The sequence below is a fragment of the Kovacikia sp. CALU 1929 genome (genome assembly GCF_056784235.1).
Genome location: NZ_JBXBCF010000081.1, coordinates 52,223 through 71,129, shown reverse-complemented (window position 1 = coordinate 71,129; position 18,907 = coordinate 52,223). Strand labels below are relative to the sequence as shown.

Below are 18,907 nucleotides of genomic sequence, written 5' to 3'. Positions count from 1 at the left end.
GCCCATGCACACCGACCGCCGAAAGTTGATCGGTTATGATGCAAAGGTTATCTGCGGCGGGTGATGGGCAACGTTAGACCGACAATTCTCTTGTTGGGGTGTGTAGCGAAAGGTTGCCTGTAAGTTGCGATACTCAAGTAGGCGTAAGTTTTTAGTTCGGGCGTTGTTTGGAAATTGTTGCGGGGGCGATTGCGCCTAAAGCCCGTGAGTTGGCTATAATAACCCACTAACCCCTTTGTTTATTCCTGCACAGTAGGCTGGGGCAGCTTGTAGTCAGTCCAACTAAGTTATGGAAACCCAGGTCGTTCTTTACATTTATTCATTTCCTTCATATTTAAGAGAGCACCCGAGGGTAAAAATTGGTAGAACCTCTGGAAGTATTGATGCTGATCCTACGGACTTGGCATGGCAGCGTATACGTGCACAGATCAGAACCTCGCATCCAGAAGAGCCTTATTTATTAGGTGCAATTAAAATTCCAGACGAGCGTGTAGAGTCAATAATTCATTCTCAGTTGACAGCGAAGGGATACCATGTCTCAGAGGCACCTGGTATTGAGTGGTTTAGGTTCCCTAGTCAACAAGAATTACAAGATTTTGTAAATAAACTTTATCGTGCTGTAATTTTCGACGATTTCTCAGAACTGGTTGGGGGACGAAGAGATATTGAGGGAGACTCGTTTGAGTCTGTTGTTGCTGCATTTGGAGTGAAAAAGTTAAGCGGTAGTGAATTTAGACGTGAGACTGAGTTAGTTAGGATGCTTGATAGTGAACTATCTCCTCTCTATCCTGGTTTCCCTCAATGGCTAGACAGAACGATGAGCGATTCAAGTACTGTCTTCAATGTAGCTTACAGAGATAGACACGCGATTGGCGTTGCAATTTGGAAACCTAAAAGTCGTGGAATAGCTAAATTATCAACTCTCTATGTTTATCAAGATTTTCGACGCAGTGGTATTGGGAGAAACCTGATTTTAACCTGCTTTGAACAGTGGAAATCAGAGAGAATTAGAAGAGCTTTTGTTACTACAGCTAGAGTTGAGCTTATTCCATTCTTTGAACGTTATGGCTTTTGGGTAGAAGGTATAGGGCGTGAGATATACGAACGCGAAGCTCATCAACCAGAATGGTTTTTAACGAAGCTGCTATTTTATGATCCTGATACAAACAATTTAGATGTTATAAATAAGGCGAAATATTTATTTCCATCGATTATTGGGTCTTCTTATGATCCTGAAGGTAGAAAGGAAGTCACACAGATTCAATACAACGATGCAACTATTGAGTTACTAGACTCAGATGCAAATTCTGTTCATCGTTGCTCTTTTCATTCCTGGCTCAATTTGACATATCCGGCAGAATCAATCTATACCCCTCGAACGGCTTACGTTATACCAATTCGTCCTCAGTTTCTAATTCAAATATTTCAAGCTGGCAAGACAGTTTATTACGGCAAGCCTACTTGTATTCAAGATGATATGAGAGGGGCATCGATATTGTTTTATGCTAGCCGTCCTATATCCGGTGTTGTAGCGATCGCCAGAATTGTCAATCGATATATTGGCACACCTGCTCAACTCTACAGTGATTTAGGTATAAGAGGCGTTCTTACATTAGAGCAGATCGGCGGAGAAGTACAAACTCGACACGCTGTTGAGTTTGATTTCCTAATGCCACTTCGTCAAGCAATCAGTCGAGGTGACTTATTAAGCAATGGTGTCCTGAATGGAACACCACAAACCATGCATAGTATTTCCTTAGAACGTTATAGAAGAGCCGTTGAACTTGGAGGTATTTATGCAGGATAAGCATATTAAAGCACTCAGTATCAAACAGGTTTATGCTGAATGTATTATTGCTGGCACCAAGAAGATTGAGTTAAGAAAGCGCCCAATCGGTATGGAATTAGGCGATCTTGTTCTTCTATATGAAACTACTCCTAATTCTGTTATAAAAGGAGGCTTTATAGCGGATAAGACTATATCCTTACCTCCTTCTAAAATGTGGAATCAGTATCACCAAATTATGGGTGTAGACAAAGAATTCTATGACATTTATTTTGAGAACTGTGAATTTGCATACGGCACTTTAATACATCAGAGCTTTTCCTTTACTGCATTATCTCTAAAACAAATGCAGAAACTTTGTCCGGGATTTGTACCACCACAAGCCACAATCAATTGGCGTGAGGATTGGTATGTGCCAGTTGAGTGGCTTGATGCGCTTCAAAAGGGAAGAAATGAACTAATGCAAGAGGAACGGTTGGGTGAACAGTTAAATTTACTAACATCGTACTGAATTCAGCTAAACCACTATCTTTGTCGGCTTTTCAAGAGGTAAATAATTTGGAAAAGCGTAGAATAATTTTTGTCGCCGGAGTACACGGCGTTGGTAAAACAACACTTTGCAATGATCTAGTAGTTAGATTTAGCATTGAACATTTTTCGGCAAGTAATTTGATTGCCAAAGAGAAAGAAGAGGAGCATCTTCGGAGTAAACAAGTTGAAAATATAGCTGGGAATTAAGACTATCTGGTAGTAGCGTTAAATAAATACTTCAACACTACAAATTGGTATTTACTCGATGGACATTTCTGTCTTTTAAACAAGGATAATGAAATCACTAGAATTCCGTACTCAACTTATGAGGGCATCGCCCCTAGCGCAATTCTTGTCTTGATTGACAAACCTGAAAATATTTATGCTCGTTTAAATTCAAGGGATAGTATCAGACACGATTTGTCTTTGTTGAAGTCTTTTCAGGAACAGGAAATCCTTTATGCTGAATACATTAGGGATAAATTAAGCATTCCTTATTTAATGAGTAATCCCACTGAGGACAAAGACAAGATATTCACTTTTATTGAAAGTTTATTAGTTTAGACATAGACATGGCTGGAATAGTGATGCAAGCTTGTACCGAACGGTCTAACAATTCCGTTGCATCCGACCGTATCAAGTCGGCTGGTTGAGTTCGAGAGCTTGTTTGCGGCGGGTGAACGGAGCCGTTAGCTGGCTTTTCATAATTGAAAGAGTAAGTAGCTTTTTTAGTAAGCCCTATCTACTGACCACTGCCCCCCTTCTAACAACTAACAACTAACAACTCTCCCCACCCTTTACCCCTCCCTCCTCACCCCAGAATTACTCGTTCATATTCCGATACGTCGCCACGGTGATAGAAATAGCTCCCGCAGAGACAAAGGTTTATCCGCTGTTAAGAGATTGATGAGAATACTCCGGGCATCTGTAACAAAGATAACAACTACTGCTACCAGGGGAATTAGCCAATGTTGCCGATTAAACCCACGCATTTAGACTGACCCGATTTGATGCAATTATTCTCTATTAAACCTGATTGCTCTCGACAGAGGCTCTGGGTAAATAAGCTATCTTGAGTTTGTTAAAATTTACTAATAATGTAGAGTAATGATGCCTAACTGTATGGAAGATATCCTGACGATCACATTGACCCCAGAACTCAAGGCAACTCTTGACAATCTCACTCAAACTGAAGGTATTTCCGCAGAGAATTTGGTTCAAGCTGCTATTCAAGACTACCTGTTCATTCGTCAATTTCGAGCGTTACGCGCCCAACTGATGCAGAAAGCGCAGACTCCCTATACGGATGACGATATTTTTGAGCTAGTGTCATGAACGTAGTGCTGGATACCAACGTTCTGATTGCTGCCTTTATTGCCAAAGGATTTTGTCATACCCTTGTCGAGCAATGCTTACGGGTACATTCTGTCATCACTTCAGAATTTATTCTTAATGAATTGAGAGAAAAGTTAATAGGGAAATTTAAATACTCTGACGCAGATGCAGCCGCAGTTGAAGTGCTTTTACGCCCTAGGATGAGGCTAGTTGACCCAACTCCACCGGAAAGTAATGTGTGTCGCGATCCTGAAGATGATATGGTTCTGGCGACGGCACTTACGGGTAAAGCAGCTTGTATCATTACTGGCGATAAGGATCTACTGATTCTGAAAAAGTTTGGCGATATTGATATTCTTGCCCCTTCGGAATTTGAAGCTTATGAAGAGCAGTTTGGCACTGAGCCGGAGTAAAACTGTTTCTGGCTAGGCATGGAGATGGTCGGCAGAGATCGCACCGGGCTAACAAATCGTTGCAGCGGCGGGATAAAGATGGTCGGAGGATATGCACAGGTTATTAGCCGCCGCTGAACTCAATCGTTAGCTGGCTTTTCATAATTGAAAGAGTAAGTAGCTTTTTTAGTAAGCTCTATCTACTGACCACTGCCCCCCTTCTATCAACTAAGAACTAACAACTCTCCCCACCCATTACCCCTCACTCCTCACCCCAGAATTACTCGTTCATATTCCGATACGTCGCCACGGCAGACGGTGAGATGCGGTTGAGGTAGCGGAAGATCCAGTACTTAAAGATCGTGTCCAGGATGACTGGGAACGTGGCGATAAACAGAAAGATAAAGTCCCGGTTGGCGGGTAAGCCAAAATGTCTGGCGACCCCTTCTAGCAAGACCTCCCAGCCGTGAGGCGAGTGAAACCCCACAAACATGTCAGTGAACAGAATGATAATAAATGCCTTGGCGCTGTCACTCAAGCCATAGACGGTTTCATCCAGGAACGACTTGAGCACCCCTAACTCTTTCTGGTTGGTCAGCATGACAATGGCAAAGGCAATCAGAGAGAAAGCATCTGCGAAAACATTGGCGATCGCATTTGACCCGTCCTGGTAGTTTTGTTGAGCCAGTTCGTCTGCCCGTTCTTTCACCAGGCACTCCCGCACCTGCTGGGTAGAAAGTCTAACGGGAACATTTGGTTGCCCAACGGTTCCTTCCCAGTCAACCGGAGGATTGAAGCCCGCATTTTCCTCTCGAATCGCTAATTCGACCTGGCATTCTCTTGCCTGGGCTTCGGTCAACCGAGGGGATCTGCCAATCATGCTGTCAAACCGCAGTCTATCCTCATAAATTCGCAATTCCTCAAGTCCCCGTTCCTCAAGCTCATAGTTGAGAAATACTTGAGCCTGGTCAGGTTGCCTAAGGCGATCGACAATGGGACTGATAATAAAAACTTTGGTTAGTTGCTGGGTTAAAAGCGGGACAATTATCAACAGCAAAAGAAATCGAATAGAGATCAGGGTTTTTGCTTTTGTATTGCGAAAACTTTGAACTACCTGAGGTTCAGAATTGGGATCCAAATCACGTTTAATTCGGTTAAGTGTCCCTAAAATCGATCGCGGTAAAACCCCTGTTTTATCCAGAATAGAGTCGTCTTCAGAAATTAGTTCGGGAGAGTAGGAGGGTTTCTTCCCTTCCATTTCTGAGGACAGATAGGGAGATGGGATTGGATTCCTCCCATCTCCCTGCGAAACAGGTACGAGCGATAAGGAGGTTGGTTCTTTGGGCTTGTACCGTTCAATCGTGGTATCAATGAATTTAAGCTTTTCCAGAATAATAGTCGCCTGATCCCGGTCAACCATTCCATTACGGGCAGGACGAGCGCTTGCAGAGGGGTCGGTTAAGTTAAAGAAGAAGCGACTTGCTTTAAACTCTGATAACCGAATTTCGGCAATTTTAAGATATTTCTTTAATTCAGTCTGAAAGTAGGCAAAGGTGTTTTCACTATATTGACCGGAGCTATTAAGAATTCGGTTACCGCCAAAATGTTCATCCTCGATCGCCTGAATCGTTAACGCTGCATCGTATGCCTGGTCAAGCGCCCTTTCTGGCGTTCTCTCATACCACTGTCTCACAGTCTGCAATTGCCGATTGGCTCTCGTCCAGAATGAAGTCATAGCAACAGGCTTGAATAGATCCAACACTTGAAAATAAAGTGTACTCTAGATTCTTAGGGTACTTGGGACAGAAATTAAAGTTGCGCTCAAGCGTTCAGGTTCAAGAATTGGGTAGGAACGGGTTTACTGATAATTCTATACACTTGGAGCGCGGACGGTTTAACCCTCCTCTACCGGCTGCGGCATCACTGAATCCACTATCCCTGGTGGTTTGTCAACTTTGTGTTTGTGAGTCTGGGCTAGGAAAGGGGTGATTATTCAGGGGTTGAAAATTCCAAAATAATTCTTGCCGACCACTAGCCATCCTAACTAAAGTCATCACAGAACCATTCAAGAGAACCATTGAGGAGAGAGCATCTGGTGAGCGGTGAACCCGTCTGGATTACAGGACCTTCCCGGAGCGGCAAAACAAGCCGGTTAGTGGGAATATTTCGGGAGTGGGTTCAGCAGGATGGGGGGGAGGTTCAGGGCAGTGGAGACGCAGAGCGGCAGAGAGACAAAGGGGGCGTGCTGGTCTTTGCTGCCATTGGCGACAACCGGATTGAACTGGCTGATCGTCTGACGGCTGCAATCCAGAGTCGCTATCCGTTCCACTCTACAACCCCGTTGGGGTTCTTTCAGGATGAGGTGATGCTGTTTTGGCCCCTGTTGATTCAGCAGCTAGACCTGAAAGCGCAATTTCCTCTGCGGTTAGCTCCAGAGAATGAACAGGACCTTGCCAGCCAGCTCTGGCAACCAGAGCTAGACCCGGTCATTGCCCAACAATCCAGTCTGATTGCCTCGCGGCTGGTAAGGCGATCGCTGGATCTGCTGCAACTGGCAGCCCTGGCTGAAATTCCGATTCAGGACATTCCCTACATTTTAGAACAGGGGTTCGGAGGACAGTCGGACGAGATCCCCATCCCGCCAGAGCAAGTAGGTGAAATGCTGCAACGCTGGCAGACTTGGTGTCTGGAGCGGGGGTTGTTGACCTATGGCATCCTTGCCGGATTGTACGGGCAACATCTGTTACCTCACCCTACGTACCGGGAGCATCTGGTACAGCGCTATCGGCTTATCCTGGCAGATGACCTGGACGAGTACCCCGCGATCGCCCGCACCCTATTTGAGGCAATGCTGGATGCGGGGGCGGCGGCGGCATTCACCTACAATCCAGATGGAGCCGTCCGTTTAGGCTTGGGGGCAGATCCCAGTTACCTGGCGGGTCTGGCGGAACGCTGCCAGGTAGAAGAATTGACGGAGCGCCCGGTTCCTTCCCTGGCAGAGGAGCTAGGAACCTCTGTGGTCGAACTGGTGACAGACCCCATCTTCCTTGCCAGCCTGCCTGAAGCCGTGCAAACGATCCAGACGACCTCCCGTGCCCAGCTTCTACAGTGGACAGCGGCGGTGATTGTGGAGGCAATTCAGCAGGGGCAAATCGAGCCGAAGGAAATTGCCATCATTGGTCCCGGCTTGGATGCGATCGCCCGCTACAGCCTCAGCAACATTTTGACCCAGCATCAGATTCCGGTGGAGTCCCTCAACGATCAGCGTCCCCTCACCAGTTCTCCCATCATCCGTGCCCTGCTCACCCTGCTTACCCTGGTTTATCCCGGCTTGGGGCGGTTAGTTAATCGGGATGGGGTAGCCGAAATGCTGGTGGTACTGTCTGCGATCGACCCTGTCCGTGCTGGGTTGATTGCCGACTACTGCTTCGTTCCCCACCCGGAAACACCCCGCCTGTTGCCTGCCAGCACGTTTCCTCGCTGGGATCGGCTGGGTTATCAGGTGACAACTGCCTACGAGGAGATCGTGCAGTGGATTGCAACCCAACAGGCTCAACTGGAGCAACGCCTGATTCCGAATGCGGTTTCGCTACTAGACCGGGCAATTCAGTCTTTTTTGTTTGGGGGAGGGTCTCTACCGTTTGATCAGCTTTCTGCCCTGCGTCAATTGATTGAGGTCGCCCAGCATTACTGGGAGGTCAGCGGCAGGCTCAGGAGTCGGGAACGGTATGAATCACCTGCCTATATGACTGTCAGCCGATTCATCCAACTGTTGAACAGTGGCACGATTACGGCGAACCCCTACCCGGTGCGTCCGATTGGAGCAGCCAGTAATGCAATCACCCTGGCAACGGTGTTTCAGTACCGTTCCAATCGGCGGACCCATCGCTGGCAGTTCTGGCTGGATGCCGGTTCTCCCCGTTGGCTGACGGGTATTGATGCGCTGTTTGGTGCGCCCCTGTTCCTGCAAGAGTGGTCTGGACGGGCTTTGACAGCCGCAGAGGTGATGGAATCCAATGAGCGCCGCCTGCGCCGAATTTTGCTAGACCTGTTGGGGCGATCGCAGGAACGGGTTTACCTCTGCCACAGCGACCTGGCAACCAACGGACAGGAGCAAACCGGGATTCTGCTATCTCTGGTCAATGCCGCAGTTCCCCTCGTGCCAAACAAATAGTTCACCAATATGCCGAGATGATCAATGTATGAGGGTGGAAGACCTTAGGGAAAATCATAAACGACCAGTGAATAGCAGCAATTTTGGTCAAAGGTTAATCGCGACGGCGTCACTTTGCCAGAATAAATACTCATGAGCAACGCCAGATAGACCATCAAACAGCGGCTTGTCAAACTGGTAGGTAAGCTTCTCTTGCATAAGCACTCACGAATTCATTCAGTGAATGACCCATTGGGTTACACTCCAACCAAAGAGCTTGACCTTTATATATTTATTCTAGGAGGTTTATTCTAATGTCTCGTCAGCGTTGGGCTTCGCGGGCAACTTTTGTAATGGCAGCCGTTGGCTCAGCCGTTGGGTTAGGCAATGTATGGCGGTTTCCTTACCTGGCTGGAAGGTATGGTGGTGGGGCATTTCTGGTTCCTTACCTGATAGCCCTGTTTGTCGTAGGCGTACCCTTGTTGATGCTGGAAATTGCTATTGGACAAAAGATGCAGCAGAGCGCGATCGGGGCGTACCGGAAGTTGCATCCTGCATTTGGTGGACTTGGTATTTTGACTGCCCTCTCTGCTTTTGTAGTGGTTTCTTACTATGCCGTGGTGATGGCATGGTGTCTGATGTACTTCCTCAACTCCTTTTCTGGCACAGGGTTAGCAGGCGGAGCAAAGGAACACTTCTTCCAAAATGTCTTGCAGGTGAGTGATAGTGTTGCCAATCTGGGCGGCATTAACGGGTCCGTGTTGGCTGCATTAGTCGCTATTTGGATTGCCATTTATTTTTGTGTCTGGAAGGGCACCAAAAGCGTTGAAAAAGTGATTGTTCTCAGTGTGCCCCTACCAGTCATTTTGCTGGCGATATTACTGGTGCGGGCAATGACGCTACCCGGTTTTTTGGATGGTTGGGCACTCTATCTCAATCCAGTCTGGAGCGCTCTCCTGGATCCAACGGTTTGGAATTCAGCCTTTGCCCAGATCTTTTACTCGTTTTCCCTAGCATTTGGCACGATGATTGCCTACAGCAGTTACAAATCAGACCGAGATGATGTCTCTCAAAGCGCCTGGACAACTGCCTGGTTGGATGTTTCAATCAGTCTCTTTGCTGGTTTTGTGGTATTTGCGGTGCTGGGCTATATGGCTTCCCAAACCCAAACTCCCCTGACGGAGTTGGCCGCTTCTGGTCCTGGGCTTGCTTTTGTGGTCTTCCCTGAAGCGTTAAGTTTAATGCCACTGCCGGGAGTGTTTAGCGCTTTATTTTTTCTGATGTTGCTTTCGCTGGGAATCGACAGTGCATTTTCGTTAGTTGAAACCGTGAATGCCGCTTTTCTAGATAAAGTGGGTCATTCCCAGACGGTGAAAGTTTCGTTCTGGGTTTGTGTGGCGGGTCTGATGGGTGGCATTCTCTATACCACCCGTGCCGGACTCTACTTTCTGGACATTGCAGATCACTTCGTCACCAGCTACAATTCAATGATAGTGGGCATCTTGCAGGCGATTCTGGTGGGCTGGTTGTATGGAGCCGAACGCATGCGGCGCTACATCAACGAAGTCAGCGATCGCTCGATTGGAAAATGGTGGAATTTCTCGATTAAATTTTTTACTCCAGCCGTTTTGTTTATGCTACTGGCATCCCAGTTTTCGGTGGATATCCATACGCCCTATGAAGGATATCCCGGTTGGGCGCTGGCGATTGGTTGGGCGATCGCCTTCGTTCCCACTTTATTTTTCGTAATTTCCTTAATCAAACAATGGACTTCCCTTAAAGGCAATCCCCAATTGAGCATCGCGGATGATGAGGGTAGGAGAGAAAGGGGAGATGGGTAGATAGGGAATAGACGGCAGACGGGTAGGTAACGGTGCCTTCTCCCCTCCACTCATCCACCCCTGCACAATACCAGTACAGCAAAACGAAAGTTTTGTAAGGGGTGAAGGGGTGGAACCCCTTCTTGGGGGCGAAGCCCCCAAACCCCCATGTTGCAAAATTTAGTGTTTGTAACACTAGCCAAGTTCAGTTTAAGCAACCATTTCCATTGGCATTGCAACGGGTTTTCTATCCCAGTACTTTGCACCCTATGAATTGCACCTTATTAACTCACCAGTTTGAAGCCGCTTTGATCTACGCCTATCGCCTCCATGCCAGCCAACTTAGAGCAGACGGCAAAACTCCCTATATCGCTCATTTAATGAGTGTTGCAGCTCTGGTTCTAGAGAGCGGTGGAGATGAGGATGAGGCGATCGCCGCCCTTTTGCATGATGCCATTGAAGACCAGGGCGGCGATCGCATCCGTCAAGAGATTCAACGCCAGTTTGGTGATCGCGTTACACAAATTGTTGAGGGTTGCACTGAACCTGCCGTAGATCCATCTCTGCCCTGGCATGATCGCAAGCTGCAATACCTGGAGCAACTGCGCCATGCGCCCCTGTCTGTGCAGCGGGTAGTCCTGGCAGACAAACTGCACAATGTGCGATCGCTCCTGGCATCCTTCCGGCAAGAAGGAACCAAAGTGTGGGATTGGTTTACGGTTCAATCATCTGAAACGCTCTGGTTTTACAAAGCCTTGAGAGACGTATTTCAAACATGGGAACAGAGGGGATGGCAAGAGAACGATTGGATTCAAGCCTACAGTCAAACCTTAGAAGAACTGGAGCGGCTTTCTACCTCGTCATAAAATTGCTTTTCTTGCCTCACTTCAGCGGCAATCTGCTGGCGTAAGTCCCAGGGCAACAGCACTTCCATTGAAGGTCGCCAAGCCCGCAGACGCAACAAAATATTGAGATCGTGACGGCGGTATTGGGCTGTATAGTAAGCATCGTCAGGCGATCGCGCCTCTAATACACCGAATAATTTCCGACGAATTTCAGCACTGGTATTTGACTGAATTAAGGTTTTTGCTTTGGGGTAACTGATGGCGGTAAAAGTTTCATGGCGCAGGCTGTTGTTGATGTAGCGTTTGGCAAAGTCTTGATCAAACCGTAGCAGCAGCGTATCAGCGGGTTGATAAAAGTCAAATCCCCAGGCTTCTATCATGCGTTCTTGAATGGTGTCTGGAGTGGGTAGCTGGTTTTGCTGGTATGCCTGATGTAGCGCTTTCGGGAGGACAGAGGTACTCCAGCTTAGGGGCTGGATAGCGTGAATGCGGTCAAGTCGATAGTTGCGCCAATCCATCAAGTTTTTATCATCATCAGGTAATTGACCCCAGGCGCATAGATAGGAAGCACGTTGCGCGTAATACACACACACGGGATAAACGATACTCATGCAAATGGCATCCAACCTGGCACTGTAGAACGTCAGTTGAATCGGGGGAACCGGAATTTGCTCCCAGATCTGTCGGAGTAAAGCCTGCCAGTCATCCACCCGGTCGGTTGCTTCAGGTGGGACAACGTATTCCACATGCAAGAAAAAGCGTCGATACCCGTTAATGGCAGGGGCAAGGTTATGGGCGATCGCCGCCAGGTCAGGATGAATCAGGGGTTGGGGATGACCGATTTGGGCAGCCAGACTGGGATGATTGGGAAATGCCTTGACTCGCTGATAGGACTGTTTCTGACGATTCACCCAACTCAGTTTTGTCAGAATGCGCAGGTCTTCGTCCAGGCTGCGTCGGGTTACCCCAAACAATCGTTGGTTGCACCAGGCATCAAACTGAGTGGGCAAGCAGTCCTGTTGACGCAAGGACTCTTTCCAGGCGCGTAGATCTAGCTCTGGTGTCAATAACTCAAGCCAGTCATGCACGGTTCTGGCACAGGCGCAGGCAGGGTCATGCAATGGAGGCATCGTTTCGCCAGGGGGATGGGACTCAGAAAAGAAGTGAGTTCGCCACTCGGCAAAGGTAAACGGATCGGCGGGGGCGCTCACTCCCTCATCCAAATCGGCATAGAGAACCCGCAACCAGACCCACAACCGCAAGGCTCGCAGCAGGTTTTGCTTCAAAGAACCGCGTGCTAGCGATCTCAATAAGGCAATGTTTGGATCTTCTGCGAAACAGGGCATTGAATGATTAACCGTACAGTGGAGGCAGAGGCTTATATTCTACTGGCATTCTTGGAAGTCTCCTCTTCCTATTTCATCCCTTACAATAGAGCCAGTCGCTCAAGAGGATGTCTCATGAGTCAACCAGCTACTGAACGGGTCTACTGGACGATCTCAGATCTGGATCTACTGCCAGACAATGGCACTCGCTACGAAATTATTGATGGTGAGTTATTTATGACGAGATCACCTCACTGGGGACATCAGAGAGTGGCTGACAACATTTGTGCAGCTTTAAACCATTGGTCTGATGAAACGAAATTGGGGGAAGCCACGACCACGCCAGGAATTATTTTTTCGGAAGCAGACAATGTAATTCCCGATGTTGTGTGGGCAAGCTATAAGCGATTGGCAATATTACTGGATGAGGCAGGACATCTTACTGAAGCGCCGGAATTGATTGTGGAAGTATTGTCCCCAGGTGCAGAAAATGAACGCCGTGATAGTGAAGTGAAGCTGAAACTGTATGCATCTCAGGGAGTACAGGAATATTGGATTGTGAATCGCCGATTGCAGCAAATTCAGGTTTATCGTCGGCAAGGGGCAACGCTAAAGCTAGCTGCAACTTTAATGTCAACTGATGAAATTGCCTCTCCCCTTTTACCCGGATTTGCTTGCAAAGTTGCTTCCTTTTTCCGCTCAGAGCTGCCTGCTATGGAGCAAGGATTGAAGTGAAGAAGGGTCGCGATCGCTCCCTTGAGGTCGGTTTCATCGGTCGGGGACTGCGGCTCGTAGTAGACCTGGCGGCATTGGTTTGTTTTTGCGACGCAACCCTAACTCATAGCCAGTTACCAATCAATACATAATTCCCCCAAATGTGAGGTACTGTGTACCCGCTGGCTTGAATTAAGGTAAGCTGCGCCTGACGCACGGCTTCCGCCTTGGTTGTTCCAGGTTGAGACAGGGCTTGATAAAAACGTGCCATAAACTCGGTGTTGGGCGCGTCCTGAGCATCCCATACGGTCGAGAGAACACTGCGGGTTCCGGTTCTAGCGGCGATTCCTGCCAAACCTAAGACGGCGCGATTGTCCCCACGAGCCGTTTCACAGGCGCTTAAAACCAGCAGTTCTAACAGACGACTGCCACCCTGACTGCCGACTTGAATCAAATCACTTAAAGTATCAGTGGTGATGCGTTCTTGATAAGCGACCACGTAAGTTTCCGCAGGGTCAGAACTGAAGGTTCCATGCGTTTTCCAATGGATTGCCGAGAACTCATGACTTTGTAGTTGTTGACGAATGTTTTGTACAGTGAAAGCTTGATTGATTAAAGGGTTGCCGATCGCCACAGATTGAGCAATACGATCGAGTTCTTCTTGCAGTTTCAGAATGGGTGGAAATTCAGTGCCATCGATAGTTTGTGAAATCCCAACTCCGCCAATGCTGACTTTAAGTGGATTGGGAGACGGACTGGGTGTGAATACCTGTAAACGGGGAGCGATCGCGACAGCATAGTCCTTCTCAATCAAATACTGATTGCCGTCATGTAAAACGGACATGGGCACATTTCGTAAGGCTCCGTCTAACACAAATACCAGCGTGTTGACGGAGGTTTGCTTCAGTTCTGACTCTAACGGTTTAATTATCCAATCGTACAAGGTTTTCGCTCCTGCTAACACTTCCGGCGTTCGATCGGGAATTTCTAAATTGTTTCGCAGTGCTTGAATAGTCCGCTCAGCCGTGCCTGTGGTGATTGCGGTGTTAGCGTAAATCAGTGCGTTGGATTGATTCGGAAATTGAGCGATGATGACAAGGCGATCGGTGCGATCGCTTTGCGGATTTTGCAACAGAATCGGGTAAAGAATGGCAGCTTTGGGATCTTGAATTTCGCTCACCCGTCCCACATTGGCTAAGGTGCAGCCTAAGTAGTTGGCTAATTCTGCCAGTTGCAAGCCATCAACCGTTTGAATGGCTAACTGAAGTTGAGTTTGGCTGGGTAACTGTCCTGGTTTGGCAGTCAGGAGTAGCTGGATGAATTCTCGGTAAACAGGTTCGACATCATCACGAAAGGAGAATTGCACGTCAGAATTTACTCTCAATAGATCACTGCGGACCGATTGCAGAGTCGCGATCGCGGCTTTGTAGAAGGCAATCCCCTGTTCAGGTTGGTTTTGAGCCTGCGCCAACCGTCCTAACTGCCATTCCCAACGGTATCGAATTTCAGGAGCCTGAATCGACTCCATTTTTAGCAATGCCTGCTGTGTTAGTGCTTGTGCTTCGATCCATTGTTTATTGTATTCATATAAATGACCGAGTTGCCCTAAAGCGTAAGACTCTGCCCGTTCATCATGCAACGTTTTTGCTTGCCCAATGGCAGTGGAAAGCAACTGAGCAATGGGTAGCGTCTCTGATTGTGATGGGCGAATCTGAGTCAATTGCATCCAGTGGTCTGCAAAATGGATAGCTGCATAGATGGAGGCTCGACTGGGTGCCAATTGCTCAATCGCTTGTTTGAGCATTGGCAATTGGCGGCGGGCTGTGTCTGTTTGTCCTGTCTCAATCAGAAGGCTGAAGTGATTTAACTGGGCTGAGAGCGAACCATCCAAATCTTTCGCCTGCTGATAGTAGGTGAGGGCAGTTTGCAGATGGGCTGTTGCCGATCGCCCGATTGACCGGAGTCGCTCCCCCATCACACGTTCGGTATTGCCTAACTCCAGCAAAACTAAGCTGGTATTCTTTGGGTTTGTGGTAAGCTTCAGGCTTTGTTGCAAGAGATCGCGAGATGCATTGAGATCGCCAACCTGCCGCAAAACACTTCCTAGATTACGTAACGCAATGGCTCTTAATTCAACGGGTTGCTGTTGCGCCTGTTGATACACCTGCTGCAACAACGCTGCTGCTTGACGACTGAACCCTAATGCCTGTAACGCTCTGGCTCGATTAATTTGCGCGATCGCCCTACCTTTGTGATCGCCTGTCTGAACATAAGCCTGAGCCGCCTTTTGCCAGATAGTTGCCGCCGCCTCTGGCTGATTTTGCAGCCAGTAGAGCTTGCCCTGAGTATTCAATGCTTTGGCATAGATCTCTGACTGGTTTGAAGCAGACTGCTGAGACTTGAGGAGTTGCAAACTGGCGTTAATGGTTTTTTCGGCAGGTTCTAGTTGTCCTATTTGCTGATGAGCTAAGGATAGATTACTGAGTGTGAGTGCCTGCCCTAAGGTGTTTCCTTCAGCGGTAAACTTCTGGTTTGCTTGCTGCCAAAGCTCGATCGCTTCAGCAAACTGTTCGCGTTCGTAGCGATCGATTCCTTGCTGAAGGAGTGATTGAGTTGAAGTTTGAGCAATTGTTTTTGTCGTTGTCGCTGTCGCCTCCATTCCTGATGCAATATTGACGGCTTGAACAGTGACGATCGTAATGCTCAGACTAATGAGGAAGATTAGGAGCGATCGCAGCATAGTCCTGTCCTCCTAATAATGCTTTCGAGGTTGACACGGCTTTTGATGCTTTGATGCGACTAGGATCACTTCGCCGCGATCGTTGGTTTGCCAGTCTTGCGCTTCAATGATTGGGGTTGGTTTGGCGGTGGCTGTCCAAGTGTTGGGTGGCTGTAAATCTTCCAGAATATCACTGCTGCCTAGTGCATCGGTTGGTAGAGGAGCAATGCCACCGCGTCCGGTCTGATAAAATTCGCCCCGGTTGGTTTGTGCGGTTGTGGTGGGAGAGCAACCGCTCACAATCTGGTTGGAGGCATCGGTTAGATCGGTGGGCAATTCGACTAAACCTCGGTTTGGATCGACGTTCGGTGTGTTGATGGTGACAATACCTGCAATGCCAAATTCAGAACTGGCGGTTATGTCGCTCAAAGGGGTTAACTGAGGACGAAACTCAATCCCAAAGAGTTCTTGGGCTGTAATATCAACTCTGCCGCCGCTGCCAGTGAAGGCATTGGCAGTAATGTCACTATTTTCCGAGGGAACCGCCACGATGAAGCCACCGTTAAACCGAATGTTGCCGCCATCGCCTCCCGCTTGAGCCGTCCCGGCTGTGCTAGAGATCAAACTACCACGTCGCAACAGCAAAATGTCTTGCACCGTTAGGTCAATGTTACCGCCCTTGCCAGATGCTGTTTCAGAGGTGATCTTGCCCTGGTCGAGCTGAAGAGAAGGGGCGCTGGCACGAATGCTACCTGCTCCCCCGGTTCCAGCAGAACTGGCGCTGATCGTCGCTCCATTCGTCACAGCCAGGGAATCAAGCGTAATCAACGTGATATTACCTCCTGCACCGATCGCCAGGGGGTTTACATTGCTGAGTACACCACTAATAAATCTGCCATTGCGACTTCTACCATCGAAAGAGATGCTGCCACGGGCATCAACAAAGATATTCCCAGCATCACCCTGCCCACGAGTACCAGCAACTAATTGTCCACCATTCGTTAGGGAGAGTGATCCCGTAGCGATGCGAATATTTCCCCCCCGCCCAATGCCATTCTCCTGTACAGCACTGAAGGCAGAAGTGGGAGAATCACCATTGGAACTTGTGCCATCGAAGGAAACCGTATCCCGTGCATCAATGAAAATGTTGCCCGCATTGCCCCGTCCGAAAGTAGTGGTCGTTAACTGACCGCCATTCGTCAGTAAGAAAGACCCGGTGGTAATGCGAATATTTCCTCCCTGTCCGATACCACCCGTGCCTACAGCACTGGCGGCAGTAGTGGCCACACTACCGTTGAGACCTGCGCCATCGAAGGAAACCGCAATGCGCGCATCAATGAAAATATTGCCCGCATTGCCCTGTCCAAAAGTAGCGGTAGACAACCGAGCACCATTTCTCAAGGAGAGTGACTCGGCGGCGATACGGATATTCCCTCCCTGTCCGATACCACCCGGCTGCACGGAACTGTAAGCTCCACTCGCTCGCCTACCCGTGCGATCGATGCCATCAAAGGAAACGGTATCGCGTGCATTAATCAAGATATCTCCGGCAATCCCCTGTCCACCCGTACTTGCTACCAACTGAGCACCATTCGCCACTGAGAGTGAATCGGTGGTGATATAGATATTTCCCCCCTGTCCTGTACCTGTAGCGCTTACGGAACTGAAAACACCACTGGGACCCAAACCTTCCGAGCTTGTACTGAGAAGGGTGATTCTAATACCATCAAAGAAAACACTTCGGGCATTAACAAAGATATTTCCTCCATCGCCTTGTCCACGAGCACCGGAAATTAACTGACCGCCATTGGTCAGAGAGAGGATATTTGTGCTCACATCCACATTTCCCCCCTGTCCAACTGCGGTTCGCTCCACACTACTGGAAATAGCGCTTCTATCAATAAAAACAGCATCGCGGGCATTAATGAAGACATTACCCGCATCACCCCGCCCCTGGGTAACCGCACCCAACTGAGCACCATTCGTTAGAGAGAAAAACCGAGCAGTGATACGAATATCTCCGCCCTGTCCTGCGCCACTGCCTTCTACAGAACTGAGGACAGAAGTGGGAGAGTTATCATCGGGAAATGCGCCATCGAAGGAAACGGTATCACGCGCATCAATGAAAATGTTCCCGGCATCACCTCGCCCACGAGTACTGGCAGACAACAGAGAAACATTCGTGAGTGATAGAGACCCAGTGGTGATGCGGATATTCCCTCCCTTGCCTACAGACCCAGCACGCACATTGTTAAGGATTCGACCACCGTCTATCGCGATCGCCCCCGTAGCATTGATCTCAATGTCCCCAGCTTGACTGTCAACGGCTCCGAAACCTGTTCCAATTCCAGCGTTAATTGCACTGTTATCAAGAATGTTTAAGTTTCGAGTCATGATCGATGCACTACCACCGCTGCCTGCCACAACATCGATCAGAGCACCATTCACAAGCGACACATCTGCTCGTGCAACGCTCACTGGAAACGCCAAGCTGGGGATGTTACCATTCAGCGCCAACCCGATCGCCCCCGGTTCTGATAGTCCCCCCAGTTCAATCCGTCCGCCTGGAGCCGTTAATCTCCCTCCCACTAGCCTAACATCACCACCGACTAATAACAGGCTGCGACCGCTGTCCACGCTCAAACCAGTCGAGTTTGCCGTTGAGCGACTAATAATTGGTTGCGGATTGAGTTGGTTAAACAGCAACGCATTGGGATTGATCGTGAGCAACGCACTGGGTGGGGTGGGATTGCTGGCGCTGAAGGTTTCGCCGTTAGGAAAGGCGATCGCGTTTGCCGTCGTTGTCACAAAGGAACCCCGCACATCCAAACGAGCATTGGGTCCAAAAATCACTCCATTCGGATTGAGCAAGAATAGATTCGCCGTGCCATTAGTGCGAAGGAGTCCATCAATGTTAGAAATCGAACTCCCAGTTACCCGTGTGAGAATGTTCTGAACTTGAGTTGCATTGTTAAAAAATGCCGTGCCGCCTGTGGGAACTGAAAACTCACGAAAGCTATGAAACAAATTAGTGCCGCGAGTGGTGCCACCGTCGATCGTGCAAGTTGTGCATCCCGCTTCGACTCTAGAGTTCACTGGCAAGGTATTATCTGGCACAATTTGAGCGCTGACTGCGTTGGCAGCAATCAGATAAAAGACCAGACTTCCGATTCCAAGCGATCGCGAAGCTAATTTCATAGGCGGCGAGGAATTCCAGTTGAGAGGTCTCACACCAATATGACTTGTTGATTAGCTTATCGGCGATCGAGATAATCAGAGAGACCTTT

General features: G+C 48.6%; 13 protein-coding genes. 9 read left to right on the top strand and 4 right to left on the bottom strand.

Annotated features, from left to right (window positions below; all coding sequences use genetic code 11):
• Positions 1–289: 289 nt before the first annotated feature.
• The 5 genes from AC1S52_RS21465 to AC1S52_RS21445 all read left to right on the top strand — a co-directional run bounded on the left by AC1S52_RS21465 (position 290) and on the right by AC1S52_RS21445 (position 4,065).
• Positions 290–1,807: a GNAT family N-acetyltransferase gene (locus AC1S52_RS21465; protein ID WP_482030351.1), complete on the top strand. Its 1,518-nt coding sequence runs from the start codon at positions 290–292 to the stop codon at positions 1,805–1,807.
• Positions 1,797–2,297 carry an ASCH domain-containing protein gene (locus AC1S52_RS21460; protein ID WP_482030350.1) on the top strand — a complete coding sequence of 167 codons (501 nt, stop codon included), beginning with the start codon at positions 1,797–1,799 and terminating at the stop codon, positions 2,295–2,297. Before AC1S52_RS21465 ends, AC1S52_RS21460 begins: the two co-directional genes overlap by 11 nt.
• Before the next feature lie 20 nt (positions 2,298–2,317).
• Positions 2,318–2,524, top strand: coding sequence for an AAA family ATPase (locus AC1S52_RS21455; RefSeq protein WP_482030349.1), 207 nt, complete (start codon positions 2,318–2,320; stop codon positions 2,522–2,524).
• 900 nt (positions 2,525–3,424) lie between these two features.
• Entirely contained in the window at positions 3,425–3,652 is a 228-nt protein-coding gene (locus AC1S52_RS21450) for a ribbon-helix-helix domain-containing protein (protein ID WP_482030348.1), read from the top strand.
• The gene (locus AC1S52_RS21445; protein ID WP_482030347.1) at positions 3,649–4,065 is read left to right on the top strand and encodes a putative toxin-antitoxin system toxin component, PIN family; all 417 of its coding nucleotides are present in this window, start codon (positions 3,649–3,651) and stop codon (positions 4,063–4,065) included. The genes AC1S52_RS21450 and AC1S52_RS21445 overlap by 4 nt, the downstream gene beginning before the upstream one ends.
• A gap of 259 nt (positions 4,066–4,324) precedes the next feature.
• On the opposite strand, the gene AC1S52_RS21440 is transcribed toward AC1S52_RS21445, so the two are convergent.
• Positions 4,325–5,779 (bottom strand): proton extrusion protein PcxA, encoded by a 1,455-nt coding sequence (locus AC1S52_RS21440; protein WP_482030346.1) that lies wholly within the window; start codon positions 5,777–5,779, stop codon positions 4,325–4,327.
• Between the two features lie 360 nt (positions 5,780–6,139).
• On the opposite strand from AC1S52_RS21440, the gene AC1S52_RS21435 reads away from it, so the two are divergent.
• From AC1S52_RS21435 to AC1S52_RS21425, 3 genes are all read left to right on the top strand, one after another.
• Complete coding sequence (locus AC1S52_RS21435; RefSeq protein WP_482030345.1) at positions 6,140–8,218, top strand: recombinase family protein; 2,079 nt, start codon at positions 6,140–6,142, stop codon at positions 8,216–8,218.
• Between the two features lie 293 nt (positions 8,219–8,511).
• Positions 8,512–10,038 (top strand): sodium-dependent transporter, encoded by a 1,527-nt coding sequence (locus AC1S52_RS21430; protein WP_482030344.1) that lies wholly within the window; start codon positions 8,512–8,514, stop codon positions 10,036–10,038.
• A gap of 248 nt (positions 10,039–10,286) precedes the next feature.
• Positions 10,287–10,883 (top strand): HD domain-containing protein, encoded by a 597-nt coding sequence (locus tag AC1S52_RS21425; RefSeq protein ID WP_482031085.1) that lies wholly within the window; start codon positions 10,287–10,289, stop codon positions 10,881–10,883.
• Here AC1S52_RS21425 and AC1S52_RS21420 read toward each other — a convergent pair.
• Positions 10,841–12,208 (bottom strand): TIGR03985 family CRISPR-associated protein, encoded by a 1,368-nt coding sequence (locus AC1S52_RS21420; RefSeq protein WP_482031084.1) that lies wholly within the window; start codon positions 12,206–12,208, stop codon positions 10,841–10,843. The genes AC1S52_RS21425 and AC1S52_RS21420 overlap by 43 nt on opposite strands.
• Before the next feature lie 3 nt (positions 12,209–12,211).
• Between AC1S52_RS21420 and AC1S52_RS21415 the strand changes: the two genes are divergently transcribed.
• Positions 12,212–12,922, top strand: coding sequence for a Uma2 family endonuclease (locus tag AC1S52_RS21415; protein ID WP_482031083.1), 711 nt, complete (start codon positions 12,212–12,214; stop codon positions 12,920–12,922).
• A gap of 103 nt (positions 12,923–13,025) precedes the next feature.
• On the opposite strand, the gene AC1S52_RS21410 is transcribed toward AC1S52_RS21415, so the two are convergent.
• Together AC1S52_RS21410 and AC1S52_RS21405 are read right to left on the bottom strand one after the other, a co-directional pair.
• On the bottom strand, positions 13,026–15,641 hold the full coding sequence (locus tag AC1S52_RS21410) for a CHAT domain-containing protein (protein ID WP_482031082.1): 2,616 nt from the start codon (positions 15,639–15,641) through the stop codon (positions 13,026–13,028).
• A gap of 12 nt (positions 15,642–15,653) precedes the next feature.
• Positions 15,654–18,818: a two-partner secretion domain-containing protein gene (locus AC1S52_RS21405; RefSeq protein ID WP_482031081.1), complete on the bottom strand. Its 3,165-nt coding sequence runs from the start codon at positions 18,816–18,818 to the stop codon at positions 15,654–15,656.
• Positions 18,819–18,907 lie beyond the last annotated feature (89 nt).

What these genes read in the sequence shown, in the direction of transcription:
- AC1S52_RS21440 (WP_482030346.1), bottom strand. Translation starts at nt 5,779, where the DNA reads ATGACTTCATTCTGGACGAGAGCCAATCGGCAATTGCAGACTGTGAGA.
- AC1S52_RS21420 (WP_482031084.1), bottom strand. Translation starts at nt 12,208, where the DNA reads ATGCCCTGTTTCGCAGAAGATCCAAACATTGCCTTATTGAGATCGCTA.
- AC1S52_RS21450 (WP_482030348.1), top strand. Translation starts at nt 3,425, where the DNA reads ATGATGCCTAACTGTATGGAAGATATCCTGACGATCACATTGACCCCA.
- AC1S52_RS21460 (WP_482030350.1), top strand. Translation starts at nt 1,797, where the DNA reads ATGCAGGATAAGCATATTAAAGCACTCAGTATCAAACAGGTTTATGCT.
- AC1S52_RS21445 (WP_482030347.1), top strand. Translation starts at nt 3,649, where the DNA reads ATGAACGTAGTGCTGGATACCAACGTTCTGATTGCTGCCTTTATTGCC.
- AC1S52_RS21410 (WP_482031082.1), bottom strand. Translation starts at nt 15,641, where the DNA reads ATGCTGCGATCGCTCCTAATCTTCCTCATTAGTCTGAGCATTACGATC.
- AC1S52_RS21415 (WP_482031083.1), top strand. Translation starts at nt 12,212, where the DNA reads ATGATTAACCGTACAGTGGAGGCAGAGGCTTATATTCTACTGGCATTC.
- AC1S52_RS21405 (WP_482031081.1), bottom strand. Translation starts at nt 18,818, where the DNA reads ATGAAATTAGCTTCGCGATCGCTTGGAATCGGAAGTCTGGTCTTTTAT.
- AC1S52_RS21425 (WP_482031085.1), top strand. Translation starts at nt 10,287, where the DNA reads ATGAATTGCACCTTATTAACTCACCAGTTTGAAGCCGCTTTGATCTAC.
- AC1S52_RS21430 (WP_482030344.1), top strand. Translation starts at nt 8,512, where the DNA reads ATGTCTCGTCAGCGTTGGGCTTCGCGGGCAACTTTTGTAATGGCAGCC.
- AC1S52_RS21465 (WP_482030351.1), top strand. Translation starts at nt 290, where the DNA reads ATGGAAACCCAGGTCGTTCTTTACATTTATTCATTTCCTTCATATTTA.